This window comes from Streptomyces sp. NPDC002853, assembly GCF_053591915.1.
Genome location: NZ_JBSFUS010000013.1, coordinates 117,528 through 133,153 on the forward strand (window position 1 = coordinate 117,528; position 15,626 = coordinate 133,153).

Annotated in this window: 16 protein-coding genes; 9 read left to right on the plus strand and 7 right to left on the minus strand. The window is 71.2% G+C overall.

Annotated elements, in window-relative coordinates:
* Positions 1-247: 247 nt before the first annotated feature.
* Positions 248-1,381, plus strand: a complete 1,134-nt coding sequence (locus ACWD02_RS32820) for a sensor histidine kinase (RefSeq protein ID WP_451217155.1) — start codon at positions 248-250, stop codon at positions 1,379-1,381.
* Entirely contained in the window at positions 1,378-2,040 is a 663-nt protein-coding gene (locus tag ACWD02_RS32825) for a response regulator (RefSeq protein WP_451217158.1), read from the plus strand. Before ACWD02_RS32820 ends, ACWD02_RS32825 begins: the two co-directional genes overlap by 4 nt.
* A 21-nt stretch (positions 2,041-2,061) precedes the next feature.
* On the opposite strand, the gene ACWD02_RS32830 is transcribed toward ACWD02_RS32825, so the two are convergent.
* Positions 2,062-3,057, minus strand: a complete 996-nt coding sequence (locus ACWD02_RS32830) for an ArsR family transcriptional regulator (RefSeq protein WP_451217161.1) — start codon at positions 3,055-3,057, stop codon at positions 2,062-2,064.
* Between the two features lie 393 nt (positions 3,058-3,450).
* Here ACWD02_RS32830 and ACWD02_RS32835 point away from each other — a divergent pair, with 393 nt between their 5' ends.
* On the plus strand, positions 3,451-4,617 hold the full coding sequence (locus ACWD02_RS32835; protein ID WP_451217656.1) for an alanine--tRNA ligase-related protein: 1,167 nt from the start codon (positions 3,451-3,453) through the stop codon (positions 4,615-4,617).
* Between the two features lie 30 nt (positions 4,618-4,647).
* Here the strand turns inward: ACWD02_RS32835 and ACWD02_RS32840 are convergent, their stop codons facing one another.
* A complete protein-coding gene (locus ACWD02_RS32840; protein WP_451217164.1) occupies positions 4,648-5,562 on the minus strand; it encodes a LysR family transcriptional regulator in 915 nt (304 codons plus the stop codon).
* 217 nt (positions 5,563-5,779) lie between these two features.
* Here ACWD02_RS32840 and ACWD02_RS32845 point away from each other — a divergent pair, with 217 nt between their 5' ends.
* From ACWD02_RS32845 to amaB, 3 genes are read left to right on the plus strand one after another with little or no spacing between them, the layout of a single operon-like run.
* A complete protein-coding gene (locus tag ACWD02_RS32845; protein ID WP_451217167.1) occupies positions 5,780-6,991 on the plus strand; it encodes an NAD(P)/FAD-dependent oxidoreductase in 1,212 nt (403 codons plus the stop codon).
* Positions 6,992-7,017: 26 nt separating this feature from the next.
* On the plus strand, positions 7,018-8,415 hold the full coding sequence (hglS, locus tag ACWD02_RS32850; protein ID WP_451217170.1) for a 2-oxoadipate dioxygenase/decarboxylase: 1,398 nt from the start codon (positions 7,018-7,020) through the stop codon (positions 8,413-8,415).
* Positions 8,416-8,473: 58 nt separating this feature from the next.
* Positions 8,474-10,006: an L-piperidine-6-carboxylate dehydrogenase gene (gene amaB, locus ACWD02_RS32855; RefSeq protein WP_451217173.1), complete on the plus strand. Its 1,533-nt coding sequence runs from the start codon at positions 8,474-8,476 to the stop codon at positions 10,004-10,006.
* 33 nt (positions 10,007-10,039) lie between these two features.
* Here amaB and ACWD02_RS32860 read toward each other — a convergent pair whose 3' ends face one another.
* Positions 10,040-10,516 (minus strand): hypothetical protein, encoded by a 477-nt coding sequence (locus tag ACWD02_RS32860; RefSeq protein ID WP_451217175.1) that lies wholly within the window; start codon positions 10,514-10,516, stop codon positions 10,040-10,042.
* Positions 10,517-10,593: 77 nt separating this feature from the next.
* The gene (locus tag ACWD02_RS32865) at positions 10,594-11,487 is read right to left on the minus strand and encodes an endonuclease/exonuclease/phosphatase family protein (protein WP_451217178.1); all 894 of its coding nucleotides are present in this window, start codon (positions 11,485-11,487) and stop codon (positions 10,594-10,596) included.
* Between the two features lie 362 nt (positions 11,488-11,849).
* Between ACWD02_RS32865 and ACWD02_RS32870 the strand changes: the two genes are divergently transcribed.
* The gene (locus ACWD02_RS32870) at positions 11,850-12,170 is read left to right on the plus strand and encodes a cupin (protein ID WP_451217181.1); all 321 of its coding nucleotides are present in this window, start codon (positions 11,850-11,852) and stop codon (positions 12,168-12,170) included.
* Between the two features lie 18 nt (positions 12,171-12,188).
* Here ACWD02_RS32870 and ACWD02_RS32875 read toward each other — a convergent pair whose 3' ends face one another.
* Both ACWD02_RS32875 and ACWD02_RS32880 read right to left on the minus strand, forming a co-directional pair.
* On the minus strand, positions 12,189-12,752 hold the full coding sequence (locus ACWD02_RS32875) for a cysteine hydrolase family protein (RefSeq protein ID WP_451217183.1): 564 nt from the start codon (positions 12,750-12,752) through the stop codon (positions 12,189-12,191).
* A gap of 20 nt (positions 12,753-12,772) precedes the next feature.
* On the minus strand, positions 12,773-13,177 hold the full coding sequence (locus ACWD02_RS32880) for a RidA family protein (RefSeq protein ID WP_451217186.1): 405 nt from the start codon (positions 13,175-13,177) through the stop codon (positions 12,773-12,775).
* A 79-nt stretch (positions 13,178-13,256) separates the two neighbouring features.
* Between ACWD02_RS32880 and ACWD02_RS32885 the strand changes: the two genes are divergently transcribed.
* Positions 13,257-13,808 (plus strand): 2'-5' RNA ligase family protein, encoded by a 552-nt coding sequence (locus ACWD02_RS32885; RefSeq protein ID WP_451217188.1) that lies wholly within the window; start codon positions 13,257-13,259, stop codon positions 13,806-13,808.
* 109 nt (positions 13,809-13,917) lie between these two features.
* A complete protein-coding gene (locus ACWD02_RS32890; RefSeq protein WP_451217191.1) occupies positions 13,918-14,313 on the plus strand; it encodes an SHOCT domain-containing protein in 396 nt (131 codons plus the stop codon).
* Positions 14,314-14,339: 26 nt separating this feature from the next.
* Here the strand turns inward: ACWD02_RS32890 and ACWD02_RS32895 are convergent, their stop codons facing one another.
* A complete protein-coding gene (locus ACWD02_RS32895; RefSeq protein ID WP_451217194.1) occupies positions 14,340-15,608 on the minus strand; it encodes a cytochrome P450 family protein in 1,269 nt (422 codons plus the stop codon).
* Positions 15,609-15,626 lie beyond the last annotated feature (18 nt).

The window sequence follows — 15,626 nt, forward strand, 5'->3', positions numbered from 1 at the left end:
GGTTGCCTGGCAGGTATAGGCAGGAGCGTATGAATCGGAGGGGTCACGGGTCGTCGTACGGGAGTTGCGAGTAATCGCTACCACCGGCGCGGTAGGGGCTCGGGGCGAAGCCTGCTCCGGCAGCAGGCGTATACCGCGCCCGGCGCAGCAGCAGTAGTAGATGCCGCGAAAGTACTGCGCGGGCGGTAGTGAATCGTTCGTCCCCGCGGGCGACTCCCCTGAGAGAAGGCCCGATTAGGGTGCGCGTATGACCACAGGACTGTCCAAAGTCTGGGCCCAGGCCAAGGACTGGTTGATCGCGATCGGCGTGACGGCGGCCCTCTTCGTCACCGCGCTGGCCGAGGACCACTCCGCCACAGATCTCGACGCACTCGGCTACGCACTTGTCGTGGCCGGCGGCTTGGCGCTCATCGCCCGTCGGCGGACTCCCCTGCTCGTCCTGGTCGTCACGGGGCTGTGCGTGGCGGGCTACAACGCGGCGGGCTTCGAAGTGCCCGCTGTTGCCTATCTGTTCGCGGTGTACGCCGCCGTGCGGGCCGGGCACCGTCTCGTCACCGTACTCACGTCCGTAGCCTTGCTGGTCCTTCTGCCGCTCGCCGTCCTGGCCTCCCCCGCGGACGAGGCGACGGCCGAGGCGCTGGCACAGGCCCGCAGTGTCCTCGAGATCGCCTGGCTGGTCGCCGCCGGTGCCGCGGGTGAGGCGCTGCGGCAGGCGGAGCGGCGGGCCGATGAGGCCGAGCGCACCCGTGAGGAGACCGCGCGGCTTCGCGCGACGGAGGAACGGCTGCACATCGCACGGGAGTTGCACGATTCGCTCACCCACCAGATCTCCGTCGTCAAGGTGCAGTCCGAGGTCGCCGTCCATCTGGCCCGCAAGCGGGGTGAGCAGGTGCCCGAGGCGCTTCTCGCCATCCAAGTGGCCGGCCGTGAGGCGACCCGGGAGCTGCGGGCGACGCTGGAAACGCTGCGCGACGACACCGTTCAGCCTCCCACCCACGGGCTCGACCACCTCCCTGAACTGGTGCAACGAGCCCATGGGATCGGCCTGAGGACGACGCTGACGATCGAGGGCCCGCGACATGACGTGCCGGACGCGGTGGACCGCACCGCTTACCGGATCGTCCAGGAGTCGCTGACCAACACCGCCCGCCACGCGGCGGCCGCCAGCGCGTCGGTCCGCATCGGCTACCTCCCCGACGCCCTGTCCATCCAGGTCGACGACGACGGTACGGCCAAGCCGGGCGCCGCCCCGGTGCCCGGTGTCGGGCTCCTTGGCATGCGCGAGCGCGTCACCGCCCTCGGCGGCCGCCTCCGCGCGGAACCGCGTGCCGGGGGCGGCTTCACCGTCCGGGCCGAGCTCCCCGTGGCGAGGATTTCATGATCCGTGTACTGCTTGTCGACGACCAGCCGCTCCTGCGCAGCGGCTTCCGCGCGCTGCTCGACGCCGAGGACGACATCGAGGTGGTAGCCGAGGCCGCCAACGGCAAGGAAGGCCTGGCCCTGGCCCGGGAGCACCTGCCCGACCTCGCCCTTGTCGACATATCGATGCCGGTCATGGACGGCATCGAGACGACCCGTGAGGTCGCAGCGGACCCGATCCTGACCCAGATGCACGTCGTCATCCTCACCAACTACGGCCTGGACGAGAACGTCTTCAACGCGCTGCGCGCCGGCGCCGCCGGGTTCCTCGTCAAGGACATCGTGCCGGAGGACTTCCTGCACGCTGTCCGCGTCGCCGCGCGCGGAGACGCCCTGCTCGCCCCGTCGATCACCAAGATGCTCATCGATCGCTATGTCGCGCAGCCGCTCAGCGCAGGAGCCGCCACCGGCCTCGATGAACTGACCAACCGCGAGCGCGAGGCCGTCGTCCTGGTCGCGCGAGGCCTGTCCAACGAAGAGATCTCGGCCGGCATGGTGATCAGCCCGCTGACCGCGAAGACCCACATCAACCGGGCGATGCACAAGCTTCGGGCCCGAGACCGAGCCCAACTCGTCGTCCTGGCCTACGAGTCCGGTCTTGTGTCCCCCCGCAGCCGCTGACGCGGCCGTCGGCCCCAGCGGTCATTGCCGCGCCGGGGTATTGGCGCGCAGAAGCGCGGCGCCCAGCGGTGTGAGGGTGTGGAGGACGGATTGGGCGTTCCGGTGGCTGACGATGAGGCCGGCGTCCCGCAGAGCGGTGGCGTGCTGGCTGGCGGACGAGGCCGAGACCCCTGCGGCATGGGCGAGTTCGCCGGTGGTGGCTCCTGCGGTGGTTGCTCGGAACACGGCGGTCCGGGTGCGGCCGAGGAGGGCCGCGAGGGGCGCCCCGGTGCCGAAGTCCTGGGGCAGGGTGGCTCGGTGCGGCTCATGGTTGAGCGAGTAGATCATCACGGGTTTCAGGGCCGTGTCGCCGAAGGTGACCGGGTTTCCCCAGCAGAAGTAGGACGGGATCAGCAGGAGGCCCCGGCCGTCGAGGTGCAGGGCGCGCTCTTCCGGATAGACCGTGTGCAGGATGGGGCGCCGCCATTGCAGGGCCGGCCCCAGGTTTTGGAGGATCCCCTCGGTTCCGTGGTCGACGACGCCCCGGGCGCGCGCTTGCCGCTCGGCTTCGATGCGGGCCTGGATGCGGTCGTCGTGCGGGGCGATCACCGTGTTGTAGTAGGTGCGCATCGCCTGGACCAGATCTTTGCGGATTTCCGGCTCCGCCAGGCGAACGCCCCAGGCAGGGGCTCCGCTCGTGCGGTCGAGGATGCGCACCTCGTGCAGGACACGGCTCGGTGGCGTGCTCAGGATGGCTTCCAGGCCCGCGTCGAGTCCTTCGGCCCCCTCCGGCGGGGTGAGGAAGTCGGGGAAGTAGGCGGCCCGCGGGACCAGGGGCAGCAGGAGAGTGCGCAGGGTTCGGCTGAATCCGGACGCGTGCAGTTGGGTGCGGGCGGTGCGATACCAGTCCGCGTAGGCCCACCGGCCGTGGCGTGTCTGGAGCCGGTGAAGGCTCGCGCAGACTTCCCACAGAGGATCGGGGCCGGCCGCGACGCGGGTCCGGCCGAGGTCAGCATCGGTGAAGTGGATACGGAGCATTCGCTTCCCCCTTGTGGCCTGCCCTACCCGGGCAGAACCGAAAGCTCTGGCCGGCCATGCTCGCGTCAGTGCTGCCCGGGTTCAAAGCGGCGCGGGGGCATCGGCCCGACGAATCCAGGTGCCGGTCCGTCGCCCGGCGAAAATCGCGTGCCCCCAACACCTGTGCGCGTTACCCTCGGCCGTATGAACGTCACCGGCCTCTTCACCACCGCGACCGCGCGAGCGCCCAGCTCGCCGGTTGCCGCCGCCTGACGTACTCCCCTTTCCACCGGCGACCGGACACGGTCCGCCGGTGGTTTTTCCGTGGCCCTACCGCCCCGGCTCCAGTCGCGGACCCGATGTCCGGCGCCCTACGCCATACATGCGAAGGAGCCACTCATGGGCATCAACGAAATGACCACCGAGGACGTCGTCCGTACGTTCGTCGAGTACTACGAGGAGCGTGGCCACCGTCGGATCACCGGTTCGACGCTGACGCCCCCGCCCGGCGACCCGGTGCTGTTCACCACCTCGGGCATGCATCCCCTCACCCCTTTCCTGGAGGGGCAGACGCATCCGCTCGGCAAGCGGCTCGTCAACGTGCAGCGCTGTCTGCGGACCACGGACCTGGACGAGGTCGGTGACTCCACCCATCTGACCGTCTTCGAGATGCTCGGCACCTGGTCGCTCGGCGACTACGAAGGGCGGCAGAGCCTCGACTGGGGATACGACCTGCTGACCGACGGGTTCGGCATCGACCCGCGGTTCCTGCACGCCACCGTCTTCGGCGGCGACGACCAGGTCGGGCCCGACACCGCCTCCCTGGGCGTGTGGCAGGACCGCGGGGTTCCGGTGGAGCTCACCGTCGAGGACAACTGGTGGTCCAACGGACCCACCGGACCGTGCGGTCCCGACTCGGAGATCTTCCTGTGGACCGGCGACAGCCCGCCCGAGTCCACGCCGACAGGTGACGACCGCTGGGTGGAGGTGTGGAACCACGTGATGATGCGCCACCGTCGGCTCGTCGACGGATCACTCGTGCCGCTCCCGCAGCGCAACATCGACACCGGGCTCGGACTGGAGCGGCTGGCCTCGCTCCTGCAGGGAAAGACCTCGGTGTTCGAGTGCGACCTCTTCGATCCCTGGCGAGGGCTCGTGCCGGGCCTGTGGCAGCTGGACGAGACATCGCTGCGGATGGTCTGCGACCACCTCCGGTCGGCCATGGTGGTGATCGGCGACGGAGTACACCCCGCCAACACAGGACGCGGGTACGTGCTGCGCCGCCTCGTACGACGCGTTCTCACCGCCCTGTGGCGGGACGACCCCACGCGTCACCTGGGGGATCTGCCGGGCGAGTTGATGTTGCACACCCTCGATCACTTCCGACAGGACGTGGACCCGGGTGACGTGCGCCGCGCTCTGGTCGAGGAGGAACGCCGCTTCCGGCGGCTCCTTGAGCGGGGCCGGCAGGTACTGGCCCGGCCCCGGTTCCGGGGCCCGCTCGGTGAGGACGACTTCCACTACCTCCACGACACCCACGGCCTGCCACGCGACCTGATCCTGACCTTGCGCGAGGGGTGACGGGGGCCGCTCCACGGCTGGGCGCCGGCCCTACGCGTGCGGCCCGCGCCGCTGGTCGGCCACTGTTCGCAACACCTCGACCAGGGCGGCCACGGCCGGGCGCCGTTCGGCTGAGGCGCGGCACACCACGACGATGTGCCGCTCGATCCGCTCGCGCAGCCGCACCACGTCGAAGCGCGAGGCGCGCAGGCCGAGCATCAGCTCGGTCACCGTGCTCACGCCGATGCCCGCCTCGACAAGGGCCAGGGTCGCCGCGGTGTCGGTGACCTCGTGCCGCACGTCCGGTTCGAGGCCCGCGCGGCGGCACGCGGTGCGGACGGCCCTGCCGTAGTAGCTGTCGGCCGACGGCAGGATCCACGGCAGGTCCCGGGTGTCGGTGAGGGTGGCGCACTCCCGGCCGCCCAGCCGGCCGGTGGGTACCGCGAGGGCGAAGCGCTCGCGGTAGAGCCGGGTCACGCGCAGGGCGGCGTCGCGTGGGATGGGCACGTCCGGGTAGTCGAGGCCGAGCGCCAGATCGACGCCTCCCGATGCGACGGCGTCGTACACCTCGTCCACGTCCATGTCACGGCTGCGCACGGCGAGTTCGGGGTGGGACGCCTGCACCTGGCGCAGGGCCGGCGGCAAGATCTCGGCTGCGGCCGTGGCGAACAGGCCGACCAGCAGGGTGCCGCAGACCACGCCGCTGCCCCGCTCCAGCTCCTCGACGGCTTCGGCCTCCGCGGCCAGGATCCGCTCGGCGTGCCGGGCCAGTGTGGCCCCGGCGTCGGTCAGCTCCACCCGGCGGCCGGCCCGGCGCAGCAGCGGTGTGCCCGTGGCCCTCTCCAGTGCGGCGATCTGCTGGGAGACGCCGCCCGGGGTGTAGCCGAGGGCGTGCGCGACGGCGGTGATGGTGCCGCGCCGGGTCAGCTCGACCAGGGAGCGCAGCTGTGAACTCGTCCAGTCCATGAAGCGACCGTATAGAGGTCGTCAAAGATCGGGAGCAGTATCTGTTCATGGACGTCAACGGTGGGGTTGCGTCACGATGGCGGGCAGCCGGCTGATCGGCGCCCCCGCACGTCACTGAGCTTCCGAGCAAGTTACCGACAGCCATGCCACGTCCGCGAGTTGCCGCCCCATCAGGCTCTTTCGGTCGGGCGCCGGCCTCTGGAAAGGATCGGCTCACGTGTCCCGTTCACCGCGCCCGTCCTGCGCACCCCGCCGCTCCCCCGTTTCCGTCTTCCGTACCCTTCCGCCGACCGCCGATGTGGTGATCGTCGGCGGGGGCGTGATGGGCACATCCATCGCCTTCCATCTCGCCGAGGCGGGAGTGCGGGACATCCTCGTCGTCGAACGCGGTGACCTCGCCTGCGGCAGCTCCGGCAAACCCATCGGCGGCGTGCGCGCCCACTTCTCCGATCCGCTGAACATCGAGCTCGGCCGGCGGAGTCTGCGCGCCTATCAGGATTTTCCGAACCGGCCCGGCGCGGACATCCGTCTGGACACCGTGGGCTATCTCTTCCTGCTCACCGGCGAGCGACAGGTCGCGAAGTTCACCGAGAGCGTGCGGCTCCAGAACAGTCTGGGCGTGCCCAGCCGCATGATCGACGCCGAGGAGGCCCGGCGTCTTTGCCCGTATCTGAGCACCGAGGGCCTGGTCGCCGCCGTGCACTCCCCCACCGACGGCCATGCCCGCCCCGGCCTGGTCGTGCACGGTTACGCCGAGGCGGCGGCCCTGGCGGGTGTCCGCCTCGCCACGCACACGCGTGTCACCGGCATGGACACCACCGCAGACCGCGTCAGTGCCGTGCACACCGACCGCGGCGACGTCGCCTGTTCCACCCTGATCTGCGCGGCGGGCGCGTGGTCCGAGCAGATCGGTGCCATGGTCGGCGTCGCCCTGCCGGTGCGGCCCGTGCGCCGCCAACTCGCCTTCACCGAACGGCTTTCCCCGGCTGCCCCGCGTATCCCCTTCACCATCGACTTCACGTCGTCGGCGTACTTCCACAACAGCGACGACGGCCTGCTTCTCGGCCTCGCGGACCCCCGCCAGGCCGACGGCTTCGACACGACCTGGACCCCGGAGTGGCTCGACCTGTTCCGCGACGTCGTACGCCGTCGCGCCCCCGCCCTCGCCGCCATGCCGACCGTCGGCGGCTGGGCGGGCCTCTACGAGGTCACGCCCGACCACAACGCCTTGATCGGACGCTCCTGCGAACTCCCCAACTTCCTCTACGCCACCGGATTCTCGGGGCACGGCTTCCTCCAGGCCCCAGCGGTCGGCGAGATCGTGCGCGACCTGCATCTGGGACGTACGCCATGCGTCGACATCGCACCGATGAGCGCCGACCGCTTCCGGGCCGGGTCCGCGCCCCGCCCCGAGGCACACGTCGTGTGAGCCACGAACCGAAAGGCAGACCTTCCATGATCAGCCAGTGGCAGTTGCGGGCCGCCTTCGCCGCGCGGCTCTCGGAGATGTACGGGCGGGAGGTCCCTGCCTACAACACGCTCGTGGACGTCTCACGCGAGGTGAACGAGGACACGCTGCGCGCGCAGGGCGCCGATGCCGAACGGCTCGGCTCCATCGGCCGGGTCACCGCGGAGCGGCACGGCGCCATCCGCGTGGGCACTCCCGCCGAACTGCGGGCCGTGGCCCGGGTGTTCGGCGCGCTCGGCATGCGTCCGGTCGGGTTCTACGACCTGCGGGAGGCGGCGGCGAGCGCGGTGCCGGTCGTGTCGACGGCCTTTCGCCCGGTGGACGCCGAGGAGTTGGCACGTAACCCCTTCCGGGTCTTCACCTCGCTGCTCACGACCGCGGACCCGCGTTTCTTCGACGCCGGCCTGCGCTCCCGGCTCGAGACCTTCCTCGCCGGGCGCGAGCTCTTCCCGCCGGAGCTGCTCGCCCTGGCCGACCGGGCCGAGGCGGAGCGCGAACTGCCCGAGGCGGATGCCGGACGTTTCCTCCATCTCGCGGTGCGGGCCTTCGAGTTGTCGGCCGAGCCGATCGACCGTGCCTGGTACGAGGAGCTGGAGCGGGTGTCGGCGGTCGCCGCGGACATCGGGGGCGTCCGCTCCACCCACATCAACCACCTCACCCCGCGCGTCCTGGACATCGACGAGCTGTACCGGCGGATGACCGGCCGCGGGATCGAGATGATCGACGCCATCCAGGGCCCGCCCGGCTGGAAGGGGCCCGACCTGCTGCTGCGCCAGACGTCCTTCCGCGCCCTCGCCGAACCACGCGCCCTGCGCCTGCCCGACGGCAGCGTGATCAGCGGCGCCCTGCGGGTGCGGTTCGGCGAGGTCGAGGCCCGTGGCATCGCCCTCACCCCCGCGGGCCGCGCACTCTACGACCGCCTGCTCACACTGGTCGACGACGAGACCGCCCGGCGCCCGGCGGCCGACCGCTCAGAGGTGGCCCGCGGCCTGTGGACCGCACATGTGCCCTTCACCGAGCGTGAGCTCGCCGCGCAAGGACTGGCCTACTTCACCTACCACGCCGCGCCCGACCGCCCGCGAGACGGCACGCAACCCCCGGCCACCATCGGCGAGTTGGAGGGCCGGGGCTGGCTGCGGGCCGAACCCGTCGTCTATGAGGACTTCCTGCCGCGTTCCGCCGCGGGCATCTTCCAGTCCAACCTCAGCGGCGAAGGCTCCCGGAACACCGGGCAGCAAGGCGCCGCGTACGACAGCGGCTGGCTGTCCGGTGCCATCGGCCGTGACGTGCTGGACCCGTACGCCCTGTACGCGCGGCAGCGGAGCCTCTCGATCGCCCGGGCAGGCCGCGAACTGGGCCTCGACATCGACGACACACACCACTGATCCCGACCACCCCCGCCCTCACCCGCGTGTTCACCGCACACCTCACCCAGGGAGCGCCATGACCGGGACCACTGCCCTGCCCACCACCGACGACCTGCGTACCCGTGCCCGCGCGAGCCTGCGGCGCGTCGGCGTGCACCTCCCGGAGGGCGGCGACTTCCACGCGCGTACGCCCATCACCGGCGAGGACCTCTTCGGCCTGACCGCGTCGACCGCCGCCGACGCGGGGGATGCCGTCGCCACCGCCCGCGAGGCGTTCCTCTCCTGGCGCACCACCCCGGCCCCGCTCCGGGGCGAACTGGTGCGCTGTCTCGGCGAGTTGCTGCGCGGCCACAAAAGCGATCTTGCCGACCTCATCACGATCGAGGCCGGCAAGATCCGCTCCGAGGCACTCGGCGAGGTCCAGGAGATGATCGACATCTGTGACTTCGCGGTCGGACTCTCGCGCCAGCTCTACGGCCGCACCATCGCCTCCGAACGGCCCGGCCACCGGCTCGCCGAAACCTGGCATCCGCTGGGCGTGGTGGGAGTGATCTCCGCCTTCAACTTCCCCGCCGCGGTCTGGTCGTGGAACACCGCGGTGGCGTTGGCCTGCGGCGACACCGTGGTCTGGAAGCCCTCCGAGCTGACCCCGCTGATCTCGCTGGCCTGCGACCGGCTGCTGGCGCGGGCCGCGGAGGAGACCGGCGCCCCGGCCGGCGTGCACCGGCTGCTGCTCGGCGACCGCACGGTGGGCGAGCGGCTCGTCGACGACCCGCGCGTCGCGCTCGTCAGCGCCACCGGGTCCACCCGCATGGGCCGCGAGGTCGGCCCTCGCGTGGCGGCACGGTTCGGGCGCAGCCTGCTGGAACTCGGCGGCAACAACGCCGCGGTGGTGGCGCCGTCGGCCGACCTCGACCTGGCGGTGCGGGGCATCGTCTTCGCCGCGGCGGGCACGGCGGGCCAGCGGTGCACCACGCTGCGCCGTCTCATCGTCCACCGCGACATCGCCGACACCCTCGTCGCGCGCCTGACGGCCGCGTACTCCAAGCTGCCGATCGGTGACCCGTTCGACGAGAGCACCCTGGTCGGCCCGCTCATCTCCCTCGCCGCCCTCGAGGGCATGCAGGACGCGCTCACCCGCGTACAGGCGCAAGGAGGCAAGATCCTCGCCGGCGGCAACCGGCGTCTGGCGGACGCGGCGCCGCGGGCCGCCTACGCCGAGCCGGTCGTCGTCCGCGTCGACGAACAGACCGACGTCGTACGCCAGGAGACCTTCGCCCCGATCCTGTACGTGCTCACATACGACACCCTGGAGGAGGCCGTCGCGCTGCACAACGACGTCCCGCAGGGGCTCTCCTCCAGCATCTTCACCCGCGACCAGCAGGAGGCCGAACTCTTCCTGTCCTGCGAGGGCTCCGACTGCGGGATCGCCAACGTCAACATCGGCACGTCCGGCGCCGAGATCGGGGGCGCGTTCGGCGGCGAGAAGGAGACGGGCGGCGGGCGGGAGTCCGGCTCCGACGCCTGGCGGGCGTACATGCGCCCGGCCACCAACACCATCAACTACTCCGGCCACCTCGCCCTGGCCCAGAACGTCAACTTCCTCTGACCGGCGCTCGGCAGCACAGCGCTCGGCACCACGTCAGGAGGTCGGGCGAGCCCATGCCTCGACGCTTCGGTGGCGGCCCAGTCCCACGGCGGTGAACTCGTCCTCGCCGGTGGCCGCCACCACGCCGAGCCGTCTCAGCGCCTGGGAGATGGGGCTGCCGGCGGGCGGAGAGGGAGTGTTCTCCGGCTCGTGGAGGGGGCCGAGGGCGATGGTGCCTCCATCCCAGACAACAGCTGTCTGCTCGCCCGCGCCGCCGAAGTACTCGGCCTCCGCATAGGCCACCGGCCCGGCAGTTGACCAGTCGGCGAGGGTCTTCGCGAACCTGTCCGACAACCGCCAAAAACCCAGTACGCCGTCGTCACCGCCGTCCGCGAAGGAAGTGAGCAGGGCCTCGGTCATCGGCATGAGCGACAGGCCCTGCCCGATCGGAGCCAGCCGCGCGGCAGGCAGCTCCCGTGCGGCCGCGCGCAGCACCTCGCCACCGATCACCGCTTGCAGGTCGTATCCCATCGCGACGCCCCCTCCATCGACCGCATGCGGCCTCATCCTGTCATCGCGCAAGTCGGCGTGGAGCGCCGGAGCCCTGGTCAGGAGTCGAAGGTGATGGCGGCGGTGACCGGGAGGTGGTCGCTGCCCGTGGCGGGCAGTGTCCGGACCTGGGTGACGGTCGCCGAGCGGGTCATGACGTGGTCGATCCTGGAGACGGGGAAGGAAGCCGGCCAGCTGAAGGCGAAGTCTCGCCCCGCCGAGTCCAGGCGCGTGATGACCGGGTCGAGGCCGCGGTCGTCCACCGTGCCGTTGAGGTCACCCAGCAGGATCACCTTCTCCAGCTTCTCCGCGGCCAGGGCCGCGCCCAGCAGGCCCGCGCTCTCGTCCCGGCGCCCGCAACTGAAGCCGTGCCACTGCACGCGCACCGAGGGCAGGTGGGCGACGTACACCGCGACAGCACCCCACGGCGTACGCGCCGTCACCCGCAGCCCGCGGTTCCAGCCCCTGCCGACGCCCTCCGGCCTGATGTCCACCGCTCTGACGTCGGTCAGCGGATGCTTCGACCACAGGCCGACCGTGCCCCGCACGGCCCGGTGCGGATACTCCGGCGCCAGTTCCCTCTCGTACACCGGCAGCGCCGCCGCCGTCACCTCCTCCAGGGCGATCAGATCCACTCCGGAGGCGCTCAGGGCGCGTGCGGTGCCCGCGGGGTCGGCGTTCACATCGCTGACGTTGTGCTGGAGGGCCCTGATGTCGTGCGCGCCGCCGTCCCCGGCAGCCGCACGCCCGCCGAAGAGGAGCCCCCACGCGGCCACGGGCAGCAGCAGGGCCACCAGCGCCAGGGCGGAGCGGCGCAGCAGGGCCAGGACGAGCAGCAGGGGGACGGCCAGGCCGAGCCACGGCAGGAACGTCTCCAGGAGGCTGCCGATGCGCCCGACGGTGTTGGGCACCGCGGAGTGGAAGGCCAGCACAGCGGCGGTCAGGACGGCCATCGCGGCGAGAATCCGGCCGCGCACCCAGGGCGACCGGCCTGTCGCGGCCTTCCCCCACCGGAACCACTCACCACGCCCCGGCCTCCCCCGCGGGCCCGCGCCCCGCGTTTCCGGCACCGCCCCGCTGTCCGCCTGCTGCATTCGGCTCCCCCGTCTCCCCCGCTCCCCTGTCACGAGCGACGCGTGGCTGCTAGGACGCCACCATCGGGTGATCAGGTTCCGGCCGCCGGATGCGGCCCACGCGGGCAAGGGGAACACTGGGGGACGCATGGCCGTACAGCGGGTGCGCACGCGCTTGCGCACCCACCTCCCCACGGCACCCACCACCCCACCGCGTCAGCGCTCCGTCGAAGGGAACTCCAGTGGCCGACCTCTACGCCCTCGTCGGCGAGCACCTCGAGAAGGCCCGCACCGCCGCACACGGGCGCAGCGCGGAGCTGCTCCTGCACGACGGTCCACTGCGGCAGAGCCTGATCGTGCTCACCACGGGCACCGAGCTGGGCGAGCACGACACGCCTACGGCCGCGACCCTGTTCGTCCTGCGCGGCCGGGTCGAACTCACCGCGGGGAGCGACTCCCTCGAGCTGGGCGAGGGCCAGTTCGCGCCCATCCCGCACGAGCGCCACGGCCTGACCGCGCTGGACGACTCGGCCGTCGTGCTGACGGCCGTCACCGAGGTCTGAGCAGACGGCAGCCGGGGGCTACCCCGCTTGAACCGCCTTGAGCCACTCCTCTACGGCGACGACCTCCGCCCACTGCGGGAAGAGCTTGCCGACGAGGACTTCGTGCACCTCGGGGTCCAGGTCGATGCAGGCGTCCGACAGGACGGTGAGTCCGAAGTCGTGGTCGTTGGCGTGACACGCGGTATGCAGCACCACGCCGCTGGTGGCGATGCCGGTGAGGACGAGGGTGTCGATGTCGCGCGCCTTGAGCACCAGATCCAGGTCACTGCCCGAGAACGCGCTCCCACGCCGCTTGGTGATCACGGTGTCGCCCGGCTGCGGCGCGATGTCGGGGTGGATCTCGGTGCCGGGTTCGCCTTCGGCGTGCAGGCCTGCCCGCACCACGGCGGTCAGCGCCTTGTTGCGGGGGCTGACGCCCGGCCGGCCCGGACGTAACGCGATGGCCACGTAGATCACGGGGATGTCCGCGGCGCGGGCGCCGTCGATCGCCCGGCGCAGACGCGGCAGATACCCCGAGCCGTCGTCGGCGAGGTCCACGATCTCGCGCTGGACGTCCATCACGAGGAGAGCACTGTTCGCCATGCTCGAAGTCCCTTCTGCCCTTACGGCCGCGCCGCGACGGCGTCGACCTCGAACAGCATGCCCGGCAGCGCGAGCGAGGCGACACCGCTCAGCGTCTGCGCGGGGAGCCGGTCGCCGAAGCGGGCGTGCAGTGCCTTGCCCAGGGTCTCCAGCTTCTCCAGGTCGTGGGCGACGATGAACGTGCCGAGCCGGACCACGTGCTCGTATCCGAGGCCGACCCCTTCCAGGGCCGACAGCAGCCTGTCCAAGGCCAGGTCCACCTGCGCGGCGAAGTCACCGGGCACGGGGGCGCCGGTGGCGTCGGAGGCGTACTGGCCGCCGATGAAGACCAGTTCGCCGGGCGCAGATACGGCGTGGCTGTAGCCGAACGGCGTCGGGTCGTGGAGGGTGTCCGGGTTGGTGATGGTGCGCTGATCGCTCGTCATGTCTGATCGAACTCCGGTGGAGGCCCACCCATTCCGCCGTATCGCAGGCAATCCGTGCCCGGTGCGATCATGGCGCGTGATGAATGCCGAGGAAGAGTGTGCCGAGCGGGAGTCCGCGGGGCACGGATGGCCGGACGCACCGGGTGACACCGCCCTCACGATCAAGGTCCCCGAAGCCGACCCACTGGTCCGGGCGGAGGCCCCCGCCCATGTGACGGTGCTCTACCCCTTCGTGCACGAGAGCCGCCTCGACGCCGGGGCCCGCCGCGATCTCGCCGCTCTCTTCGCGGGGCACGACCCCTTCACGCTGACCTTCGCCGAGTTCGCCCGCTATCCCGGTGTGCTCTACCTCGATCCGTGGCCGCACGCCCCGGTCACGGCCCTGGCCAAGGACCTCACCGGGCGCTGGCCGGAGGCCGTGCCCTACCGGGGGATATTCGACCCCCCGCTCGCCCCGCATCTGACGGTCGCCAACGACGAGGGCCCCGCGACCCAGGACGCCGCCTACGACGCTTTGCAGGCCGAGCTCGAGCCCCTGTTGCCGGTGAGCTGCCGTGTCCAGGCGGTGGACCTCATCGTCTTCGACGGCACTCGCTGGCGGGACAGCGCCGAGTACCGCCTCGGCCCCTGACCGCGGGGGCCGAGGCCGCCCGAGATGCGGGCGCTCGTTTCCAGGGATATGCCTGATGCACCGGAATTGACTCCGCGACCTCGCGGACTCCGTGAAAGGGGCACCCGCCGTGGACGACTACCCGCTGCTGAATCTGTTCCTGACGATGCTCTACCTCTTCCTGTGGGTCATGTGGTTCTTCCTGCTGTTCAAGGTGATCACCGACCTGTTCCGCGATCACACGCTCAGCGGCTGGTGGAAGGCGGGCTGGCTCATCTTCGTGCTGGTCCTCCCGTTCCTGGGCGTCCTCGTGTACCTCATCGCGCGCGGCCGCAGCATGAGTGAACGGGATGTGGCGCAGGCCAAGGAACAGGAGCAGGCGTTCCGCACCTACGTACAGAAGGCAGCCGGCTCAGGACCGGGCGGCGGTCACGTCGACGAGCTGGCGCGGCTCGCCGAACTGAGGAAGAACGGCGACATCACCACCGAGGAGTACGAAAAGGCCAAGGAGAAGGTCCTGGCCTGATCGGCAGATTGAACGGCCGGCCGGCGCTACGCCTGCCGGCCCCCCACGCGCACGGGAAGCTTCTGCACGCTGTTGCCCACGAAGGACGCGTGGCGGGGCAGTTCGGGCTCCGGCACCGCAAGGTCGAGGTCGGGGAAGCGGCCGAATAGCTGCTCAAGGGCGATGGTGGCCTCCATGCGGGCCAGCGGGGCGCCCATGCAGAAGTGCGCGCCATGCCCGAGGGACAGGTGCCGGGTGGAGGTGTTGTCCCGCGTGATGTCGAAACGGTCGGCATCGGGGCCGTGCGCCTGCTTGTCGCGGCCCGCCGCGGAGTAGCCGGCAAGCACGGGGGTGCCCTGGGGGATGACGGTGCCGTCGAGCGTGAGGTCCCGGGTCGGGTACCGGAAGGGGAAGTAGCTGACGGGGCTGTCCCAGCGCAGGGTCTCCTCCACCACGTCCGCCCAGCTCACCTTGCCGGCCTTGGCGAGGGCCAGCTGCTCGGGGTGGGTGCACAGGGCGCGTACGGCGTTGGTGATCAGGTTCAGCGTGGTCTCGTGCCCGGCGATGATCGTGAGCATCAGGGTGCCGAGCAGTTCGTGCGGGCTGAGCCGGTCGCCGTTCTCCTCGCGGGCCGCGATCAGGGCGGTGGTCAGGTCGTCGCCCGGGTTCGCAGCCCGGGCCGCGGCAACCGCGCCGAGCACCTCCACCATCTCCTTGTTGGCCGCCATCGCCTCCTGGGGGCCGATGTCGGTGGCGACGATCTGGTTCGACAGGTGGTGCAGGCGGTCGTGGTACTCGGCGTCCACGCCCAGGAGTTCGCAGATGACCCCCATCGGCAGCGGCAGCGCGAAGTGCTTGCGCAGGTCCGCCACGCCGTCGCCCTCGGCGGCGGCCCGGTCAAGACCGTCGAGCAGCTCGGCCGTCAGGGCCATGATCCGCGGCTGCAGTTCGGCCACCCTGCGAGCGGTGAACGCCTTGCCCATCAGGGAGCGCAGCCTGCGGTGGTCGGTGCCATCAGCGGTGGTCATGCCCTGCACCGTCGCGAACGTCTTCAGCGGCCAGCCGTCGGGTATCTCCCCGGCCTGCAGCGCGGCGAAGTGCGCGGCGTTCTTGGCGACATCGGGGTGCGCGAGGAACTCCTTTAGCGCGTCATGGCCCAGGACCGCCATGCCCTCCACGTCACCGGGCAGGACCACCGGTGCGACGGCCCCGCGGGCGAGCAGCCGGGCGTTGTCCGCGTGCGGGCAGCCGCCGGAGGGGTCGAAGCGGTGCGGCTGGCTTGGTGCGGCGTCGGTGTTCACCGGTGACGTGTTCAACGGGCTCTCCTGGTCCAG